We start from the raw sequence: 14,720 nt of genomic DNA, 5'->3' as shown, positions 1-14,720 counted from the left end.
TGGGTGGGGTCACGGGGAAAGGGTGCCATGGAGAGGAGAGGGGGGGATGGGATGGCGCAGGTTGCTCATCCTGTGCGGGGGTACGTCGCGGCGGTCTTCGGGCGGGGGAAGGACGGGCGGGAGACGCAGGGGAGCGGGTATCTGCTGATGCCCCGCGTCGTGCTGACCGCCGGGCACGTGGTGGCCGGCGCGGCCGGGATACGGGCGGTCGTGCCGGGCGGGGCCGGGCCCGTCCCGTGCCGCCTCGCGTGGGTGAAGAACAGCGAGGAGTGCGATGTCGCCCTGCTGATCGCGGAGCGGGACCTGGTCGCGGACGAGGCCGCGGTGGACTTCGACCCGGTGGTGCTGGGGCTCGTGGACGGCCTGCGGGTGTTCCCGGGCGCGGAGGCGGTCGGATACCCGGACGTGCAGCGGGGGCGGGGCGGGGAGCTGGACTCCGAGCAGTTCGTGGGCACGTACAAGCCGGGCAGCAACATGCTCGGGAGCCGGCACGTGCTGGACAGCGCGCACGCGGCGCCGCAGGGGGCTGCCGGTGGTGTTTCGCCGTGGGCGGGGATGTCGGGCGCGCCGGTGTTCGTGAACGGGCTTCTCGCGGGTGTGGTGTGCGAGGTCCCGGGCGGGTGGGGGAACAGCCGGCTGGCGCTGACGCCGGTACGGGCGCTGGCGTCGGACACCGGATTCCTGGGGGTGAGCGCGGACGCGGGGTTCTGGCCGGAGACGCGGGAGCTGTTGCCGTCCCAGGAGTCGGAAGTCGCCGCGTTCGAGGGGAAGTTCCGTGACTACGTGGTGCGGACGCAGGGGGCGTTGACCATTGTGGGGCTGACGCTTTCGGACGGGGAGGGGGAGGCGTGGCCGCTGGATGTGGCGTATCTGAGTCTGGAGGTGACGGCTGCCTCCGGGCCCATGCGGTCGATGGACTGGGGCGGGGACGGCCCCTCCTTCGCGCCCGCCCCCGCGTCCTTGCGTGCGGCGGACGCCCTTTCCGGGCGGCAGCGCGTACTGCTGCGCGGCACCGCGGGATCGGGGAAGACGACCCTGATGCAGTGGCTCGCGGTGGCCTCCGCCCGGGACGGGCTGCCGCCGGAACTGGCGGACTTACGCGGTTGCGTGCCCCTGCTGCTGCCTCTCCGGACGCTGCTCAGGAAAGGCGAACCGCTTCCGGAACCCGAGGATTTCCTGCGCACTGTCGCCCGGCCGCTCGCGGGGTTGCCCGCCGCGCGGGGCTGGGTGTCGCGGAAGCTCGACGAAGGCAGAGCGCTGCTGCTGATCGACGGCGTGGACGAGGTCCCCGAGGCGGAGCGCAAACGGACTCTCGCGTGGCTCAAGGACTTGCTCGTCGCCTACCCCGAGGCGCGCTACGTGGTCACGACCCGCCCGTCGGCGGTACGGGACGGCTGGTTGGCGGACCTCGGCTTCGCCGAGATGGAACTGCTGCCCATGAGCCGTGGCGATGTGGCGGCGTTCATCGACCGCTGGCATGCGGCGGCTGCGTGCGACAGGGATGACGAGCGGCTTCCGTTGCTGCGGGATGCGCTGAAGGCGGCCGTGGTCGCCAAGCCGGATCTGGGGCGGCTCGCCACCAACCCCCTCATGTGCGCGATGATTTGCGCTCTCAACCGGTCCCGGAACGGGTTCCTCCCGAACGGGAGGATGGAGCTGTACCGGGCGGGCCTGGAGCTGCTGCTCGTACGGCGCGACCGCGAACGCGAAGTGCTGGCCGACCCCGAAGGGCTGGAGCTCGACCCGGCCGAGCAGGTGGCGCTCCTCCAGAAGCTGGCGTACTGGCTCGTCATCAACGGCCGTTCGGAGATCGAATGGGACAAGGCTGTCACTCTTGTCGAGCGCGCCCTGCCGGCGATGCCGCGCTTGCTGGCATCCGGGAGTGCCGAACAGGTCCTGCGTCGGCTTGTGCTCCGCAGTGGGCTGTTGCGGCAGCCGACGAGCGAGACGCTGGACTTCATCCACCGGACCTTTCAGGACTATCTGGGGGCTCAAGCGGCTGTCGACGACATGGACTTCGACCTGCTGGTCGGGCACGCCCACGAGGACCAGTGGGAGGACGTGCTGCGGATGGCGGTCGGATATGCCGCTCCGCGCGGCCGTACGGAGTTGCTGCGCAAGCTGCTGGAGCGGGGGGAGCGGGAAGCCGAATACCGGGACCGGATGCGTCTGCTGGCGGCGGCGTGTTTGCACGAGGCGGCGGTCGTGGATCCTCAGGTGCGGGAGGAAGTGCAGGAAGCGACGGCTGAGTTGGTGCCGCCGCCGGATCAGGATGCGGCGAAGGCGCTGGCGGGGGTGGGGGCGTTCGTTCTGGATCTGCTTCCGGGGCCGGAAGGGCTGACCGAGGAGCAGGCGCTCGCCGTCGCTACGACGGCCACCGTGATCGGAGACGATCGCGCGATCCCGCTTCTGTCTCAATACGCCACGCATGATTCCATGTCAGTTCGCGCTCAACTCGCCTGGTCCTGGCATCGGTTCGATGTGGACCGCTATGCCGATGCTGTGGTCGGGCGCCTCAGGTACGAGGGTGGGGTTGACCCTGAGCTCAGGTTCGTGGCGAGATCCACGGAGCACCTCAAGGCGCTCAAGAGGCTGGGTGGGCGTCCCATGGTCGAGGTCCGTGACCTTGAGCTGCGCGACTGTGTCGCGGATCTTGTGACTCCGGCGCTCCAAGGGCTGACGTTGAGGGGGCAGACTGCGGTCGACCTACGTGATCTGCGTGTCTGCCCGCCGTTGCGCAAGCTGGACGTCTATCCCAACCGGGGGGTGACTTATGTGCGCTCTTTGAATGCCACGGCTTTGGAGTCACTCAGCATCCTCGCAGAAGCGCATGACGAAGAACTGGAAGTCATTGCCTCCATGGATCGGCTTCGTAGGCTTCACATAGGGCTGCTTGGAGACGCCTCGGAAGAGCCTCGGGTGGTGCCGCTGCCGCCAGGGCTGCGTTCCCTCTCCTTGCACTTCAAGTCGCCGCACAAGCTGCGGCCTTCCGGGATTGCCGCTCACTCCGGGATAGAGAGGGTGACCTTCAGTACGGATGTCGTCGAGAGGGATGCTCTCGCCTTGCACACGTTGCGTGGGCTCAGGGTCGTGGCTGTGCATCATGAGGACTTGGCCGGGCTGGGGAACGTAAAGCCGTTGCCGCAAGTAACATCACTGTTCTTGACGGATCCTGTGGGGCAAGGTCTCGACTGCGTTCCGGTTGTCTATCCCTGCCTCACGAAACTCGCGATCTACATCTCGGAATCCGATCCGGATGTCTTTGATCTGGCTCCGTTGCGTACGCTCGGACCGATCCGGGTGTCTCTGAACGGAGGGCGGGCCCTCAACCGGGAGCTCCTGGCCGAGGGCTCCGAGGTGACGGAACACGAGTATCTGACCCGTTTAGTGATCACGCCGTGACGGGCGAAGAGGTCGCAGCGCCCTCCTGCGCGGCGGTCTCAACACCCCTTCCGGCCCGCCTTCAAGGATTGACGTCGATCACCCGCACCGGCCACTCCACCCACCGCTCCGGCGCAGCAGTCGCGATGAACGCCCCTTCAGGCCGCTCCGCGTTCGGCGCGGCCGCGTAGCGGGCATGTGCCTCCGCCCATGTGCCCTCACGTGCGACAGTCAGCGCGGCGGGCAGGTCGAGGTCGAGGACGATGAGGGCGGGTAACGAGGCAAGGTGCTCGGCTGTCCCGGGGCGCTTCCGGTCGGCCTCCACCAAGGCGCAGGCCGGGGCGTAGAGGTAGGCGGTCGACTCGTGGTGCGCGCGATAGATGAGACGGGACGCGGCGATATTGCCGCGGCCGGCGGCGACCATGGCCGTGTCGTCCAAGACGACGTGCAGGTGATCGCTCACCGGGTGGCCGCCTCGGCGATGCGGCGATTCAGGTCCAGGTCGTGCTGGGCTTCCTCTTCCGGGGTCGGGTCGTAACCGTTCCACTCGCGCAGCACTTGACGGGCGCGTTCGGCTTGGTCGGCGCGTTCGGCCGGGGTGCGCAGACCGGTCGCCAGCCGGGCGAGGTACGCACGCAGTGACATGCCCTCCGCGGCAGCCACTTCGGCGAACCGGTCGCGGGCTTCGGCAGGGATGCGGATGTTGGCGTCAGTCATGGTGACTCCTTCCACTCGGTCCCGAGCGTACGGGTGCGTACCCGTACGACTCTGGTGTATCGGAGATCCATCACCCGTAAGAGGGTCCCCTCAGTCCACCAAGTCCCCCCAAACCCCCCGCAGTTCCTCCGCCACCCCCATGGCCGTGATCGGCCCCGCCCCCAACTCCCGTGCCGCCAGACCATGCAGATACGCCCCCACGGAAGCCGCATCGACCCCCGGAAGCCCGGAAGCCAGCAGGGCCCCCGTCAGTCCTGACAGCACATCGCCGCTTCCGGCTGTCGCCAGCCACGGTGTTCCCGTCGGGTTCACCCGTACCGGGCCGGTGTACGCGCCGGCGCCCGCCACCACTGTCGTGGAACCCTTCAGGAGCACGGTGGCCCCGTACCGCTCCGCCACCGCCCGTACCGAGGACGAGCGTGACGCCTCGACCTCTTCCCGGGCGCAGCCCAGGAGGACGGCGGCCTCCCCGGCGTGCGGGGTGAGGATGGTTTCGGCGACGGAGGAGCGTTCCCGCAGGGCGTCGGGGGAGATCAGGCGCAGTCCGTCGGCGTCCACCAGTACCGGTACGTCCGACGCGAGGACGTCCTCCAGGGCCCGTCGCGCGTCGGAGCCGTCGCCGAGGCCGGGGCCCACGACCCAGGCCTGGACGCGGCCCGCCTTCGACGGGGGGCCGGCGGTCACGAGGGTTTCGGGGAAGCGGGCGATGACGGCTTCGGTGGCGGGGCCGGCGTAGCGGACCGCGCCCGCGCCGCCGTGGAGGGCGCCCGCGACGGCCATGACCGCGGCGCCCGGGTAGCGCGCGGAGCCGGCCACGATGCCGACTACGCCGCGCCGGTACTTGTCGCTCTCGGCGGAAGGCCGCGGCAACAGGGCGGCGACGTCGGCGTGTTGGAGGGCTTCCGCGTCGGGTACGGGCGGCAGGAAGGGCTCCAGGCCGATGTCGACGAGGCGCAGGGCGCCCGCGTACGAGCGGGCCGGGTCGATGAGCAGTCCCGGCTTGTACGCGCCGAAGGTCACCGTCGCGTCCGCGCGCACCGCCGCGCCCCGTACCTCGCCGGTGTCGGCGTCGACCCCGCTGGGCAGGTCGACGGCGACGACGAAGCCGCGGGCGGCCCGTACCAGTGCCTCCGCCTGCGGGCGCAGGCCGCCGCGGCCGCCGATGCCGACGATGCCGTCGACGACGAGGTCGGCGCGGCGCAGCGCCGTCTCCCCGGACTCGGCGGAGGCGACGCGTCCGCCGGCGGCGCGCAGGGCGGCGAGGCCGCCGGGGTGGGCGCGGTCGGGGGAGAGGAGGACGGCGGTCACGCCCGCGCCGCGCCGGGCGAGGCGGGCCCCGGCGTACAGGGCGTCGCCGCCGTTGTCGCCGCTGCCGACGAGGAGGGCGACGCGCGCGCCGTACACCTTGCCCAGCAGGTCGGCGCAGGCGGCGGCGAGGCCGGCGGCGGCGCGCTGCATCAGGGCGCCGTGGGGGAGCCGGGCCATGAGCGCGCGTTCGGCGGCCCGTACGGTCTCTACGGTGTAGGCGGTCCTCATGCCCACCAGTCTTCCGGGGGCGCGGGGCGGGCACCACCGCGGGATCGGCCGCCCCGTGCGCCCCACGACATGACAGCTCGCGAACACACCGCACCGCCCCCAGCCCTGTCCTGAGACACTGGCGGGGATGAACGAGACACCGATGCGCGCCCGAGCCCTGGTCGACCTGGCTGCCCTGCGGGCCAACGTACGCACCCTCAAGGCCCGTGCGCCCCGTGCGCAGCTGATGGCCGTGGTCAAGGCGGACGCGTACGGGCACGGGGCCCTGGCCTGCGGGCGTGCGGCCCGGCAGGCGGGTGCGGAGTGGCTCGGCACGGCCACGCCGCAGGAGGCGCTGGCGCTGCGCGCGGCGGGCGACACCGGGCGGCTGATGTGCTGGCTGTGGACGCCGGGCGGCCCGTGGCGCGAGGCCATAGAGGCGGATGTCGACGTCACGGTGAGCGGGCTGTGGGCGCTGGCCGAGGTGGAGGCCGCGGTGCGCGCGGCCGGGGTCCCGGCCCGCGTCCAGCTGAAGATCGACACCGGTCTGGGGCGCAACGGCTGCCAGCCCGCCGACTGGCCGGAACTCGTCCGCGCGGCCCGTGCCGCCGAGGAGCGCGGGACGCTCAAGGTCACGGGCCTGTGGTCGCACTTCGCGTGCGCCGACGAGCCGGGGCACCCCTCGATCCGCGCGCAGCTCGACGTCTTCAAGGAGGCCCTGGCGCACGCCGAGGCCCAGGGCCTGGACCCCGAGGTGCGGCATCACGCCAACTCGCCCGCGACCCTCACCCTCCCCGAGAGCCACTTCGACCTCGTGCGCACCGGCATCGCGATGTACGGGGTGTCCCCTAGCCCGGAGCTCGGCGCCCCGGAGGACTTCGGGCTGAAGCCGGTGATGACGCTGGAGGCCACGCTCGCCTCCGTCAAGCGGGTGCCGGGCGGCCACGGTGTCTCGTACGGGCATCACTACGTCACCCCCGGGCCCACTACCCTCGCGCTCGTACCCGTCGGTTACGCGGACGGCATCCCGCGCGCCGCCTCGGGCACCGGGCCGGTGCTCGTCGGCGGCAAGTGGCGGACCGTCGCGGGCCGGGTGGCCATGGACCAGTTCGTGGTCGATCTCGGGGGCGACAGCGCGCGCGCCGGTGACACGGCGGTGCTGTTCGGCCCCGGCGACCGGGGCGAACCGACCGCCGAGGACTGGGCGCGGGCCACGGGCACCATCGCCTACGAGGTCGTCACGCGCATCTCCGCGCGCGTGCCGCGCGTCTACGTCGGAGACGTCCCGGGTGGCGGGATCCCGGACAGCGAGATCCCGGACGGGGTGCAGAACGTGTACGAAAACGGGGAAGAGAACACCAGGAGCGACGACACGGGGGGCACGTGATGAGCGACAGCACCACCACGGGCATGCGCGGCGGCGCGGCCGCCTGGGCGCGCGGGGCCGGTTTCGCCGGCGCCGCGATCGGCGTCGTGGCGGCCGGGGCCGCCGTCGGGGTCGCGGTCGAACGGCTCACCGTCGGGCGCGGCATGCGCCGCAAGGCCCGCATGGCGCTCGATGCGACCGGCCCCTACGGGACGCTGCGCGGTACGCCCGGCACGGCGGTCGCCGAGGACGGCACCGAGCTGTACTACGAGGTCGACGAGATCGACGAGGCCGGGGCGGCGCCGCGCGGCCGGTTGTTCGGCCGGCGGCGTCCGGCGCCCGTCACGGTGGTTTTCAGCCACGGCTACTGTCTGTCGCAGGACAGCTGGCACTTCCAGCGGGCGGCGCTGCGCGGCGCCGTCCGCATGGTCTTCTGGGACCAGCGCAGCCACGGCCGTTCGCAGCGCGGCCGCAGCTCGGAGCCGGTCTCCATCGACCAGCTGGGCCGGGATCTGAAGGCGGTCGTCGACGCGGCCGCCCCCGAGGGGCCCCTGGTGCTGGTGGGCCATTCCATGGGCGGCATGACGACGATGGCGTTCGCCGCGCAGTTCCCGGAGCTGATCGCGCGGCGCGTCGTCGGCGCCGCCTTCGTCGGCACGTCGGCGGGCGGGCTCGCCCAGCACACGTACGGGCTGCCAGCCGCCGGGATGACGGTGGCCCGCCGGGTGGTGCTGCCGGCCGCGTTCAAGATGATGGCGAGCCGGCCCGAGCTGATGGAGCGGGGGCGGCGCGCGACCTCCGACCTGTTCGGGGGCGTCCTCAAGCGGTACTCCTTCGGCGCGAAGGACGTGGACCCGGCGGTCGTGCGCTTCGCGGAGCGGCTCATCGAGGCGACGCCCGTGGACGTCGTCGCCGAGTTCTACCCGGTCTTCGACGCGCACGAGAAGACGACGGCGCTGTCGGCGTTCGCCCACTGCCCGGTCGTGGTCGTCGCGGGCGGCAAGGACCTCATGATCCCCAGCACCCACAGCGAGGCCATCGCGGCGGCCCTGCCGCACGCACGGCTCGCGCTGCTGCCGGACGCGGGGCATCTGGTGATGATGGAGTGCCCGGAGACGGTCTCCGGAGAGCTCGTGTCACTGCTGACGGAACAGGTGGCGGCGCCTGTGGCGCGGGGGGCGCGGGTGCGCTGAGAACGGGGCGCGGGGGCCGGCTGCCCGGTGCGGGGTGTCGGCTCGTATTGCTGCCGCTCGGGGAGGCCCGCGTGCTGGTTCGGGGTGCGGGTGGTGTGCGGTGCTTCGCGTGGAGGCCGTGGGTGCGATTCGGGGCGCGGCTCCGTGCGGCTGTGGCTCGGGGAGGTCCCGCGAGCTGGTTCCGGGGTACGGGCTCCGGGCAGCGCCTCCAGCGGGGGAGCCCGCTCCGTGCTGCGTCCCGGTCCCGTACGGCCGCCGCTCGGGGAGGCCCCGCGGGCCGGTTCCGGGTGCGGGCTCCGGCGGAGCCCCCCGCACGGGGAGCCCGCTTCGTGCCGGCTTCCGGCCCCGTACCATCGGCGGGTATGAACGTCCCGCACGATTCCGCCGCGCTCGCCGAGTCCGCCGCCCCCGCCGCCGGTGCGCGGATCACCGTCAAGTCTCCCGAGGACATGCGGGAGTTGGGCCGCCGGCTGGCCGCCTTCCTGCGCCCCGGCGACCTCGTGCTGCTCACCGGTGAGCTGGGCGCCGGCAAGACGACGCTGACCCGGGGCCTCGGCGAGGGCCTGAACGTCCGGGGTGCCGTCACCTCCCCGACCTTCGTGATCGCCCGTGTCCACCCGCCGCTCGGCGACGGCCCGGCGCTCGTGCACGTCGACGCCTACCGGCTCCCCGGCGGCCTGGACGAGATGGAGGACCTCGACCTCGACGTCTCGCTGCCCGAGTCGGTGATCGTCGTCGAGTGGGGCGACGGCAAGGTCGAGGAGCTCTCCGAGAACCGGCTGCACGTGCTCATCGAGCGCGCGGTGGGCGCGGACGCGCCGTCCGTGACGGACCCGCACCTGGCGGAGGACCACGCCGATCCGCGCGGGGTGCGGATCGTGGGCGTGGGGGAGCGCTGGGCGGGCGTGGACTTCACGGCGTTGGGCTGAGGCGGGCGTACGGCCCTGGGCTGAGCGTTACGTACGACGCCGGGCTGAACGGTACGTACGGCCCCGGCCGGAGTGGTACGTCCGTCCCTGGTCGGACGTGGGTGCGGCGTACGCCGGGGGCGCTCGCGGACGTACGTTCCGACAGGGTGTCGGCAAGATGTTGCGCGGGTGGTCCCGGCCGTGGTCCCATGGAGAGCGAGGACCCGGTTAGGTCTGCCTAACCATGCCCGCCTGTGTCCGATCCCCCCAGGAGGCGCTCATGCCGGCCCAAGAGCCCGCAGCCGCCGTGGCCCGCCGCGCCGATGGCGCCGAAGGCGCCCAGGACGCCAAGGCCGAGGACGAGGCGAAGGCTCCCTCGGTGCGCGACCTCCTCGCGGCCTGCGCCGCGGCCGACGCGGTCTCGACGCCGCCCGTGGCGCCGGTGGCGCCTGCGGCGCCGGAGACGGGTGAGGGTGCCGGGAGTTCTGCCGGGAAGCGGCCGGAGCGCGAGGCGGCGTAAGCGCCGGCCAAGGCGGGCTCGGCGAAGCCGGGTGCGGGTGGCGCCCCGAAGCCCCGAAGGGGCGCTGGGGCCGACCGCCGGCCCGGAGTCCGCCGACAGGCAGCCGTGGGGCCCGGTCCCGTCCCGCGCGGGCCTGCCCGCGCATCGCGTCCGGGCGCCGATTCGCCCCGGGGCAGCCGACGGGCTCCTCGGCCCGGATTCCCCGCCACCACCGGGCGACGGACCGGCAGGGCCCGGCATTGACTCCGGCCGGCGGCGCCATGGGCCCGTAAAAACCAGAGGCCGGAGGCCGGGGCACCCGCCCCCTACGGGACGACCACCACCGGCGTCCCGTTTATCGCGAACTCCCACATCGCCCGCCCGTCCGCCGGCTTCTCGCGGATGCCGCCGGTCTTCTTCGCGGCCGTCGGGTTCGGGGAGGAGCCGTCGACGGCGGCGCTGAAGCCGAAGACGACGCCGGCCGCGTCGCGGTGGAAGCGGACGATGTGCTCGATGGGGATGCCGTCGGAGCCGGGGCCGCTGGGGGTGCGGGAGGTGACCTTGTAGCTGCCGACCGGCGGGTTCACGGTGCTGGGCGCGACCTCGAAGGTGCGGGTGACGTCGCCGTTCGCGGTGACGAGCCAGACCCGCCTGCGCTCCAGCGCGTACACGACGCGCATGCCGGTGCCGGAGTCGGCGGGCAGCGCGTTCGGGTCGGCCCGGGGGGTGTCCTTGCCGGCGTCGGGGGCGTCCGAGGCGGAAGGGGCCGCGTGGGCGGCGCGCGCGGGCCTGTCGGGCGCGGCGGACGCCTGGTAGGCCAGGAAGCCCACCCCGGCCAGTGCCGCCACGGTGAGCCCGGCCACGAAGGCCCCCGAGCTGCTGCGTGCCACGCTGCGTGCCCTTTCTGTCGTACGGCTTGGGGTGACCGTAGCACCGCCGGGCGCCCCGGGGTTCTCCCGGGAACCGGTGGTCCGTTCCCTCCCCGCGCCGCCGGGCGCGCCCCGCGCCGTAGGCTGTCAGTGTGCTGTTGCTCGCTCTTGATACCGCCACCCCCGCCGTCACCGTCGCCCTGCACGACGGTGACCGGGTCGTCGCCGAGGACTCCCAGACCGACGCCCGCCGCCACGGTGAGCTGCTGTTGCCGGCCGTGGACCGGGTGCTCGCGGAGGCGGGCCACAAGCTGGACGCCGTGACGGACATCGTCGTGGGCGTGGGCCCGGGCCCGTACACGGGCCTGCGCGTCGGCATCGTGACGGCGACGACCTTCGCGGCCGCCCTGGACGTGCCCGTGCGCGGACTGTGCTCGCTGGACGGCATCGCGTACGCCGCCGGGCAGGCGGGCCTGGAGGGCGAGTTCGTCGTGGCGACGGACGCCCGCCGCAAGGAGGTGTACTGGGCGCGGTACGCCGACGCCCGTACCCGGATCACCGAGCCGGCCGTGGACCGGCCCGGCGACCTGACCGAGCCCCTCGCGGGCCTGACGGCCGTCGGCGCGGGCGCGGTGCTGTACGCGGACGCGTTCACGGACGTACGGCCGGAGCTGCCGCGGCACCAGTCGGCGGGCGCGCTCGCGGCCCTGGCGGCCGAACGGCTGCGCACGGGCGGGGAGTTCCTGCCGACGACGCCGCTGTACCTGCGCCGCCCGGACGCCCAGGTGCCCGCCAACTACAAGGTGGTCACACCGAAGTGACCACGACGGTGCGTGTCCGTGAGATGCGCTGGTGGGACATCGAGCCGGTGCTGGAGCTGGAGCGCGCGCTCTTCCCCGACGACGCCTGGTCCAAGGGCCTGTTCTGGTCGGAGCTGGCGCACGCGCGCGGCGCGAACGCCAACCGCCGCTACGTGGTGGCGGAGACCGCCGAGGACAAGCCGCGCGTGGTCGGCTACGCGGGGCTGGCCGCCGTCGACGGCACGGGCGACGTGCAGACCATCGCCGTGGACCGCGAGCACTGGGGTACGGGCCTGGGCGCCCGGCTCCTGGCCGAGCTGCTGGGCGCGGCGACCGCCTTCGAGTGCCGTGAGGTGCTGCTGGAGGTGCGGGTGGACAACACGCGCGCGCAGCGGCTGTACGAGCGCTTCGGCTTCGAGCCGGTCGGCATCCGCCGCGGCTACTACCAGCCGGGCAACGTGGACGCGCTCGTGATGCGCCTGACCGGCCCGGAATCCTCCCCCTCGATCTCCCCGACAACGCAGTGCAAGGAATGACCCATGGCTCGCAAGGCTGACGAACCCCTCGTCCTCGGTATTGAGACCTCGTGCGACGAGACCGGCGTCGGCATCGTCCGGGGCCACACCCTGCTCGCGGACGCGGTCGCCTCCAGCGTGGACGAGCACGCGCGCTTCGGCGGCGTCGTCCCGGAGGTGGCCAGCCGCGCGCACCTGGAGGCGATGGTCCCCACGATCCAGCGGGCGCTGAAGGAGGCCGGGGTCAGCGCGAGCGACCTCGACGGCATCGCCGTGACCGCCGGCCCCGGGCTCGCGGGCGCGCTGCTGGTGGGCGTCTCGGCCGCGAAGGCGTACGCGTACGCGCTGGGCAAGCCGCTGTACGGCGTGAACCACCTCGCCTCCCACATCTGCGTGGACCAGCTGGAGCACGGCGCGCTGCCCGAGCCGACCATGGCCCTGCTGGTCTCCGGCGGCCACTCCTCGCTGCTGCTCGCCCCCGACATCACCTCCGACGTGCGCCCGCTGGGCTCGACGATCGACGACGCGGCGGGCGAGGCGTTCGACAAGGTGGCGCGCGTGCTGCACCTGGGCTTCCCCGGCGGCCCGGTCATCGACCGGTACGCGCGCGAGGGCGACCCGGACGCGATCAGGTTCCCGCGCGGGCTGACCGGCCCCCGCGACCCCGCCTACGACTTCTCCTTCTCCGGACTGAAGACGGCCGTCGCCCGCTGGATAGAGGCCAAGCGCGCGGCGGGCGAGGAGGTGCCGGTCGCGGACGTGGCGGCGTCCTTCCAGGAGGCCGTGGTCGACGTCCTGACCCGCAAGGCCGTCCGCGCCTGCAAGGACAACGGCGTCGAGCACCTGATGATCGGCGGCGGTGTCGCCGCCAACTCCCGGCTGCGCGCCATGGCCGAGCGCCGCTGCGAGGACGCCGGCATCACGCTGCGCGTACCGCGCCCGAAGCTGTGCACGGACAACGGCGCGATGGTCGCGGCGCTGGGCGCGGAGATGGTGGCGCGGGGCCGCGCGGCCTCGTCCTGGGACCTGTCGGCGGACTCGTCGCTGCCGGTGACGTACACGCACGTACCGGGCGAGGAGCCGCACGAGCACGGTACGCACGAGCACGGTGCGCACGGCCACGCGCATTCCCACGACCACGACCACGTCCACGAGTTGAGCAAGCGGAACCTGTACGACGCCTGAGCGCCGGAGCCTGCCGTCCGCCCGGTCAGCAAGCGGCCGGGCGCGGCGTACTCTGGGGAAACGGGCGTCGGCGCGGTGGGAACGGGGAGGAACCGGGCATGCACTGGTTGAGTTGGTACTGGCTGGTGCTGATCTTCTTCTGCTTCGGCGGCTTCACCAAGATCGCCGATACGGCCCGCAAGGCCATGCGCACCCGCCACAAGCGCAAGCTCGAACTCCTCAAGGCCGAGCGCGACCGGCGCGAGGCGATAGAGGCCGCGAACAAGCCCCCGGAGCCCGTCTGCGGCTGCGGCCACCACCTCGCCAAGCACGACAAGCAGGGCAAGTGCCATGAGACGGTGGAGATGCCGACCGCCTGGGACGCGGAGAAGAAGCCCGTCGCCTACGAGCCGGGCCGGTGCACCTGCCAGCAGTACGTGGGCCCGCAGCCGCTGACGACGTTCTACGCGGAAGATCTGACGGACCTCGCGTAGCCCCCGCCGTCACGACGTCACGGGGACCGGTGACAGATGTACCGCCTGGTCCCGTCCCTGGCCGTCTCCGTGATCGGGCTCGCGCAGCCCATCGGACACGGCGCCGGCAGCGCGGCCGCGTTCACGCGGCGCTCCGGGGGATGGTTGCACACCGAGCAGTACCAGCACGCCTCGTACGGGGGCGTCACGTCCCACCACATGGGGCTGCCGCACATGGGGCAGCGGCCCATCGGGCCGACTGCCTGGCTGTTGGTCATGCGCGGCATGCTGCCGCAACGGCCGGGGCCCGGAGCCGGATTGAGGCCCGGCCTCACCCGTGTGAGGGTGGCCGTCCACGCGCGCTAGGGACGCAGGACGTACGGCGTCGTCGTGGTCAGCGCCACGAACCCCAGTCGCTCCAGGATCGGCCGGCTCTGCGTGGAGGCGTCGACCTGGAGATACCGGCAGCCCCGGCGGGCGGCGATCCGCGCCCGGTGCGCGACCAGCGAGCGGTACAGGCCGCGCCCGCGCCAGGCCGGTACGGTGCCGCCGCTCCACAGCCCCGCGAAGTCGGTGCCGGGGACGACCTCCAGGCGGGCGGCGCTCACGGGCAGACCGTCGGCGAGGGCGACGACGGCAGTCAAGGGGCTTTCACCGCAGCCCAGTTGCGCGAGGCACCGCTGCCTGAACCGCTTCGCCGTACCCGTGCCGAAGGCCTGCTCGTGCACGGCGACCATCAGCTCCACGCCCGCCGCGTCCGTCACGTCCCGCAGGACGACGCCGTCCGGCGGCGCGGCATCCGCGGCCGCGCCACCGGTCTCCGCGACCATCAGCGTCTCCTCGTCCCCGGGCACGAACCCGGCGGCCCGCAGCCGCGCCCCGAGATCGGCGGGCCGGTCGTGCCCGTACAGCTTCCACTCCACATCCCGCCCACGGGAGGCGAAATACTCGACCTGCGCGGTGATGGCCATGTCGGCGGTGCCCGCGTCGAGCCCGGACCAGAGCACGGCACTCCCCGCACCGCCCCCCTCCCCACCGACCTGCCGGACCACCCCGCCCACGTGCTCCACCCGCGCTCCCGGCCCATCGGGCCGCGCCCCGCGCCGCATCTGCGCGTCGAACAGCTCCAGTACCGCGTCACGATCCATCGGGCCACTTCAGCATCGGGCGGGCGCGGGCGCCACTGGAATTGGCCGGGCCCTCGCACAGCCGTCGGCGCGCGCCCCCGGCTCGGCCAACGTGGAACCTTCATGGCGGAGGGAGCGCCCCGCCGGGGGTGACAGATGGGGGAGACCGGGCGCGAGGGACCGAACTGCGGTG

15 protein-coding genes are annotated in these 14,720 nt (G+C 73.1%); 10 read left to right on the top strand and 5 right to left on the bottom strand.

Translation table 11 applies throughout. The features are described 5' to 3' along the window. Positions 1–51 precede the first annotated feature (51 nt). Positions 52–3,402: an NACHT domain-containing protein gene (locus ACFP1Z_RS16725; RefSeq protein ID WP_390317169.1), complete on the top strand. Its 3,351-nt coding sequence runs from the start codon at positions 52–54 to the stop codon at positions 3,400–3,402. Between the two features lie 61 nt (positions 3,403–3,463). Here the strand turns inward: ACFP1Z_RS16725 and ACFP1Z_RS16720 are convergent, their stop codons facing one another. The 3 genes from ACFP1Z_RS16720 to ACFP1Z_RS16710 all read right to left on the bottom strand — a co-directional run bounded on the left by ACFP1Z_RS16720 (position 3,464) and on the right by ACFP1Z_RS16710 (position 5,634). Next, complete coding sequence (locus ACFP1Z_RS16720) at positions 3,464–3,844, bottom strand: PIN domain-containing protein (protein WP_390317168.1); 381 nt, start codon at positions 3,842–3,844, stop codon at positions 3,464–3,466. Continuing rightward, positions 3,841–4,098 (bottom strand): hypothetical protein, encoded by a 258-nt coding sequence (locus tag ACFP1Z_RS16715; RefSeq protein WP_390317167.1) that lies wholly within the window; start codon positions 4,096–4,098, stop codon positions 3,841–3,843. Before ACFP1Z_RS16715 ends, ACFP1Z_RS16720 begins: the two co-directional genes overlap by 4 nt. 90 nt (positions 4,099–4,188) lie before the next feature. Next, positions 4,189–5,634: an NAD(P)H-hydrate dehydratase gene (locus ACFP1Z_RS16710; protein ID WP_390317166.1), complete on the bottom strand. Its 1,446-nt coding sequence runs from the start codon at positions 5,632–5,634 to the stop codon at positions 4,189–4,191. 127 nt (positions 5,635–5,761) lie between these two features. Here ACFP1Z_RS16710 and alr point away from each other — a divergent pair, with 127 nt between their 5' ends. The 4 genes from alr to ACFP1Z_RS16690 all read left to right on the top strand — a co-directional run bounded on the left by alr (position 5,762) and on the right by ACFP1Z_RS16690 (position 9,600). After that, entirely contained in the window at positions 5,762–7,000 is a 1,239-nt protein-coding gene (gene alr / locus ACFP1Z_RS16705) for an alanine racemase (RefSeq protein WP_390317165.1), read from the top strand. Then, complete coding sequence (locus tag ACFP1Z_RS16700) at positions 7,000–8,172, top strand: alpha/beta fold hydrolase (RefSeq protein ID WP_390317164.1); 1,173 nt, start codon at positions 7,000–7,002, stop codon at positions 8,170–8,172. The genes alr and ACFP1Z_RS16700 overlap by 1 nt, the downstream gene beginning before the upstream one ends. Before the next feature lie 362 nt (positions 8,173–8,534). Continuing rightward, on the top strand, positions 8,535–9,101 hold the full coding sequence (tsaE, locus tag ACFP1Z_RS16695) for a tRNA (adenosine(37)-N6)-threonylcarbamoyltransferase complex ATPase subunit type 1 TsaE (protein ID WP_390317163.1): 567 nt from the start codon (positions 8,535–8,537) through the stop codon (positions 9,099–9,101). A 259-nt stretch (positions 9,102–9,360) separates the two neighbouring features. Next, positions 9,361–9,600 carry a hypothetical protein gene (locus ACFP1Z_RS16690; RefSeq protein WP_390317162.1) on the top strand — a complete coding sequence of 80 codons (240 nt, stop codon included), beginning with the start codon at positions 9,361–9,363 and terminating at the stop codon, positions 9,598–9,600. Between the two features lie 305 nt (positions 9,601–9,905). On the opposite strand, the gene ACFP1Z_RS16685 is transcribed toward ACFP1Z_RS16690, so the two are convergent. Further along, positions 9,906–10,469, bottom strand: coding sequence for a hypothetical protein (locus ACFP1Z_RS16685; protein ID WP_390317161.1), 564 nt, complete (start codon positions 10,467–10,469; stop codon positions 9,906–9,908). A 131-nt stretch (positions 10,470–10,600) separates the two neighbouring features. On the opposite strand from ACFP1Z_RS16685, the gene tsaB reads away from it, so the two are divergent. The 5 genes from tsaB to ACFP1Z_RS16660 all read left to right on the top strand — a co-directional run bounded on the left by tsaB (position 10,601) and on the right by ACFP1Z_RS16660 (position 13,766). Beyond that, positions 10,601–11,269: a tRNA (adenosine(37)-N6)-threonylcarbamoyltransferase complex dimerization subunit type 1 TsaB gene (tsaB, locus tag ACFP1Z_RS16680; protein ID WP_390317160.1), complete on the top strand. Its 669-nt coding sequence runs from the start codon at positions 10,601–10,603 to the stop codon at positions 11,267–11,269. A gap of 23 nt (positions 11,270–11,292) precedes the next feature. Beyond that, on the top strand, positions 11,293–11,784 hold the full coding sequence (gene rimI / locus ACFP1Z_RS16675; protein ID WP_390317343.1) for a ribosomal protein S18-alanine N-acetyltransferase: 492 nt from the start codon (positions 11,293–11,295) through the stop codon (positions 11,782–11,784). Between the two features lie 3 nt (positions 11,785–11,787). Continuing rightward, positions 11,788–12,948 carry a tRNA (adenosine(37)-N6)-threonylcarbamoyltransferase complex transferase subunit TsaD gene (gene tsaD, locus ACFP1Z_RS16670; RefSeq protein ID WP_390317159.1) on the top strand — a complete coding sequence of 387 codons (1,161 nt, stop codon included), beginning with the start codon at positions 11,788–11,790 and terminating at the stop codon, positions 12,946–12,948. A 107-nt stretch (positions 12,949–13,055) separates the two neighbouring features. Beyond that, positions 13,056–13,421, top strand: a complete 366-nt coding sequence (locus ACFP1Z_RS16665) for a hypothetical protein (RefSeq protein ID WP_390317342.1) — start codon at positions 13,056–13,058, stop codon at positions 13,419–13,421. Positions 13,422–13,457: 36 nt separating this feature from the next. Next, positions 13,458–13,766, top strand: a complete 309-nt coding sequence (locus ACFP1Z_RS16660) for a hypothetical protein (protein WP_390317158.1) — start codon at positions 13,458–13,460, stop codon at positions 13,764–13,766. Here the strand turns inward: ACFP1Z_RS16660 and ACFP1Z_RS16655 are convergent. Beyond that, entirely contained in the window at positions 13,763–14,548 is a 786-nt protein-coding gene (locus ACFP1Z_RS16655) for a GNAT family N-acetyltransferase (protein ID WP_390317157.1), read from the bottom strand. The two genes, ACFP1Z_RS16660 and ACFP1Z_RS16655, sit on opposite strands and share 4 nt — an antisense overlap. Positions 14,549–14,720 lie beyond the last annotated feature (172 nt).

Source organism: Streptomyces gamaensis, from assembly GCF_042656465.1.
Lineage (GTDB): Bacteria > Actinomycetota > Actinomycetes > Streptomycetales > Streptomycetaceae > Streptomyces > Streptomyces gamaensis.
Note: the sequence above shows the minus strand (reverse complement) of the source record. Positions and strands in the feature narration are given on the sequence as shown.

What these genes read in the sequence shown, in the direction of transcription:
- tsaD (WP_390317159.1), top strand. Translation starts at nt 11,788, where the DNA reads ATGGCTCGCAAGGCTGACGAACCCCTCGTCCTCGGTATTGAGACCTCG.
- ACFP1Z_RS16715 (WP_390317167.1), bottom strand. Translation starts at nt 4,098, where the DNA reads ATGACTGACGCCAACATCCGCATCCCTGCCGAAGCCCGCGACCGGTTC.
- ACFP1Z_RS16690 (WP_390317162.1), top strand. Translation starts at nt 9,361, where the DNA reads ATGCCGGCCCAAGAGCCCGCAGCCGCCGTGGCCCGCCGCGCCGATGGC.
- ACFP1Z_RS16660 (WP_390317158.1), top strand. Translation starts at nt 13,458, where the DNA reads ATGTACCGCCTGGTCCCGTCCCTGGCCGTCTCCGTGATCGGGCTCGCG.
- ACFP1Z_RS16725 (WP_390317169.1), top strand. Translation starts at nt 52, where the DNA reads ATGGCGCAGGTTGCTCATCCTGTGCGGGGGTACGTCGCGGCGGTCTTC.
- alr (WP_390317165.1), top strand. Translation starts at nt 5,762, where the DNA reads ATGAACGAGACACCGATGCGCGCCCGAGCCCTGGTCGACCTGGCTGCC.
- ACFP1Z_RS16700 (WP_390317164.1), top strand. Translation starts at nt 7,000, where the DNA reads ATGAGCGACAGCACCACCACGGGCATGCGCGGCGGCGCGGCCGCCTGG.
- ACFP1Z_RS16655 (WP_390317157.1), bottom strand. Translation starts at nt 14,548, where the DNA reads ATGGATCGTGACGCGGTACTGGAGCTGTTCGACGCGCAGATGCGGCGC.
- tsaE (WP_390317163.1), top strand. Translation starts at nt 8,535, where the DNA reads ATGAACGTCCCGCACGATTCCGCCGCGCTCGCCGAGTCCGCCGCCCCC.
- rimI (WP_390317343.1), top strand. Translation starts at nt 11,293, where the DNA reads ATGCGCTGGTGGGACATCGAGCCGGTGCTGGAGCTGGAGCGCGCGCTC.
- ACFP1Z_RS16710 (WP_390317166.1), bottom strand. Translation starts at nt 5,634, where the DNA reads ATGAGGACCGCCTACACCGTAGAGACCGTACGGGCCGCCGAACGCGCG.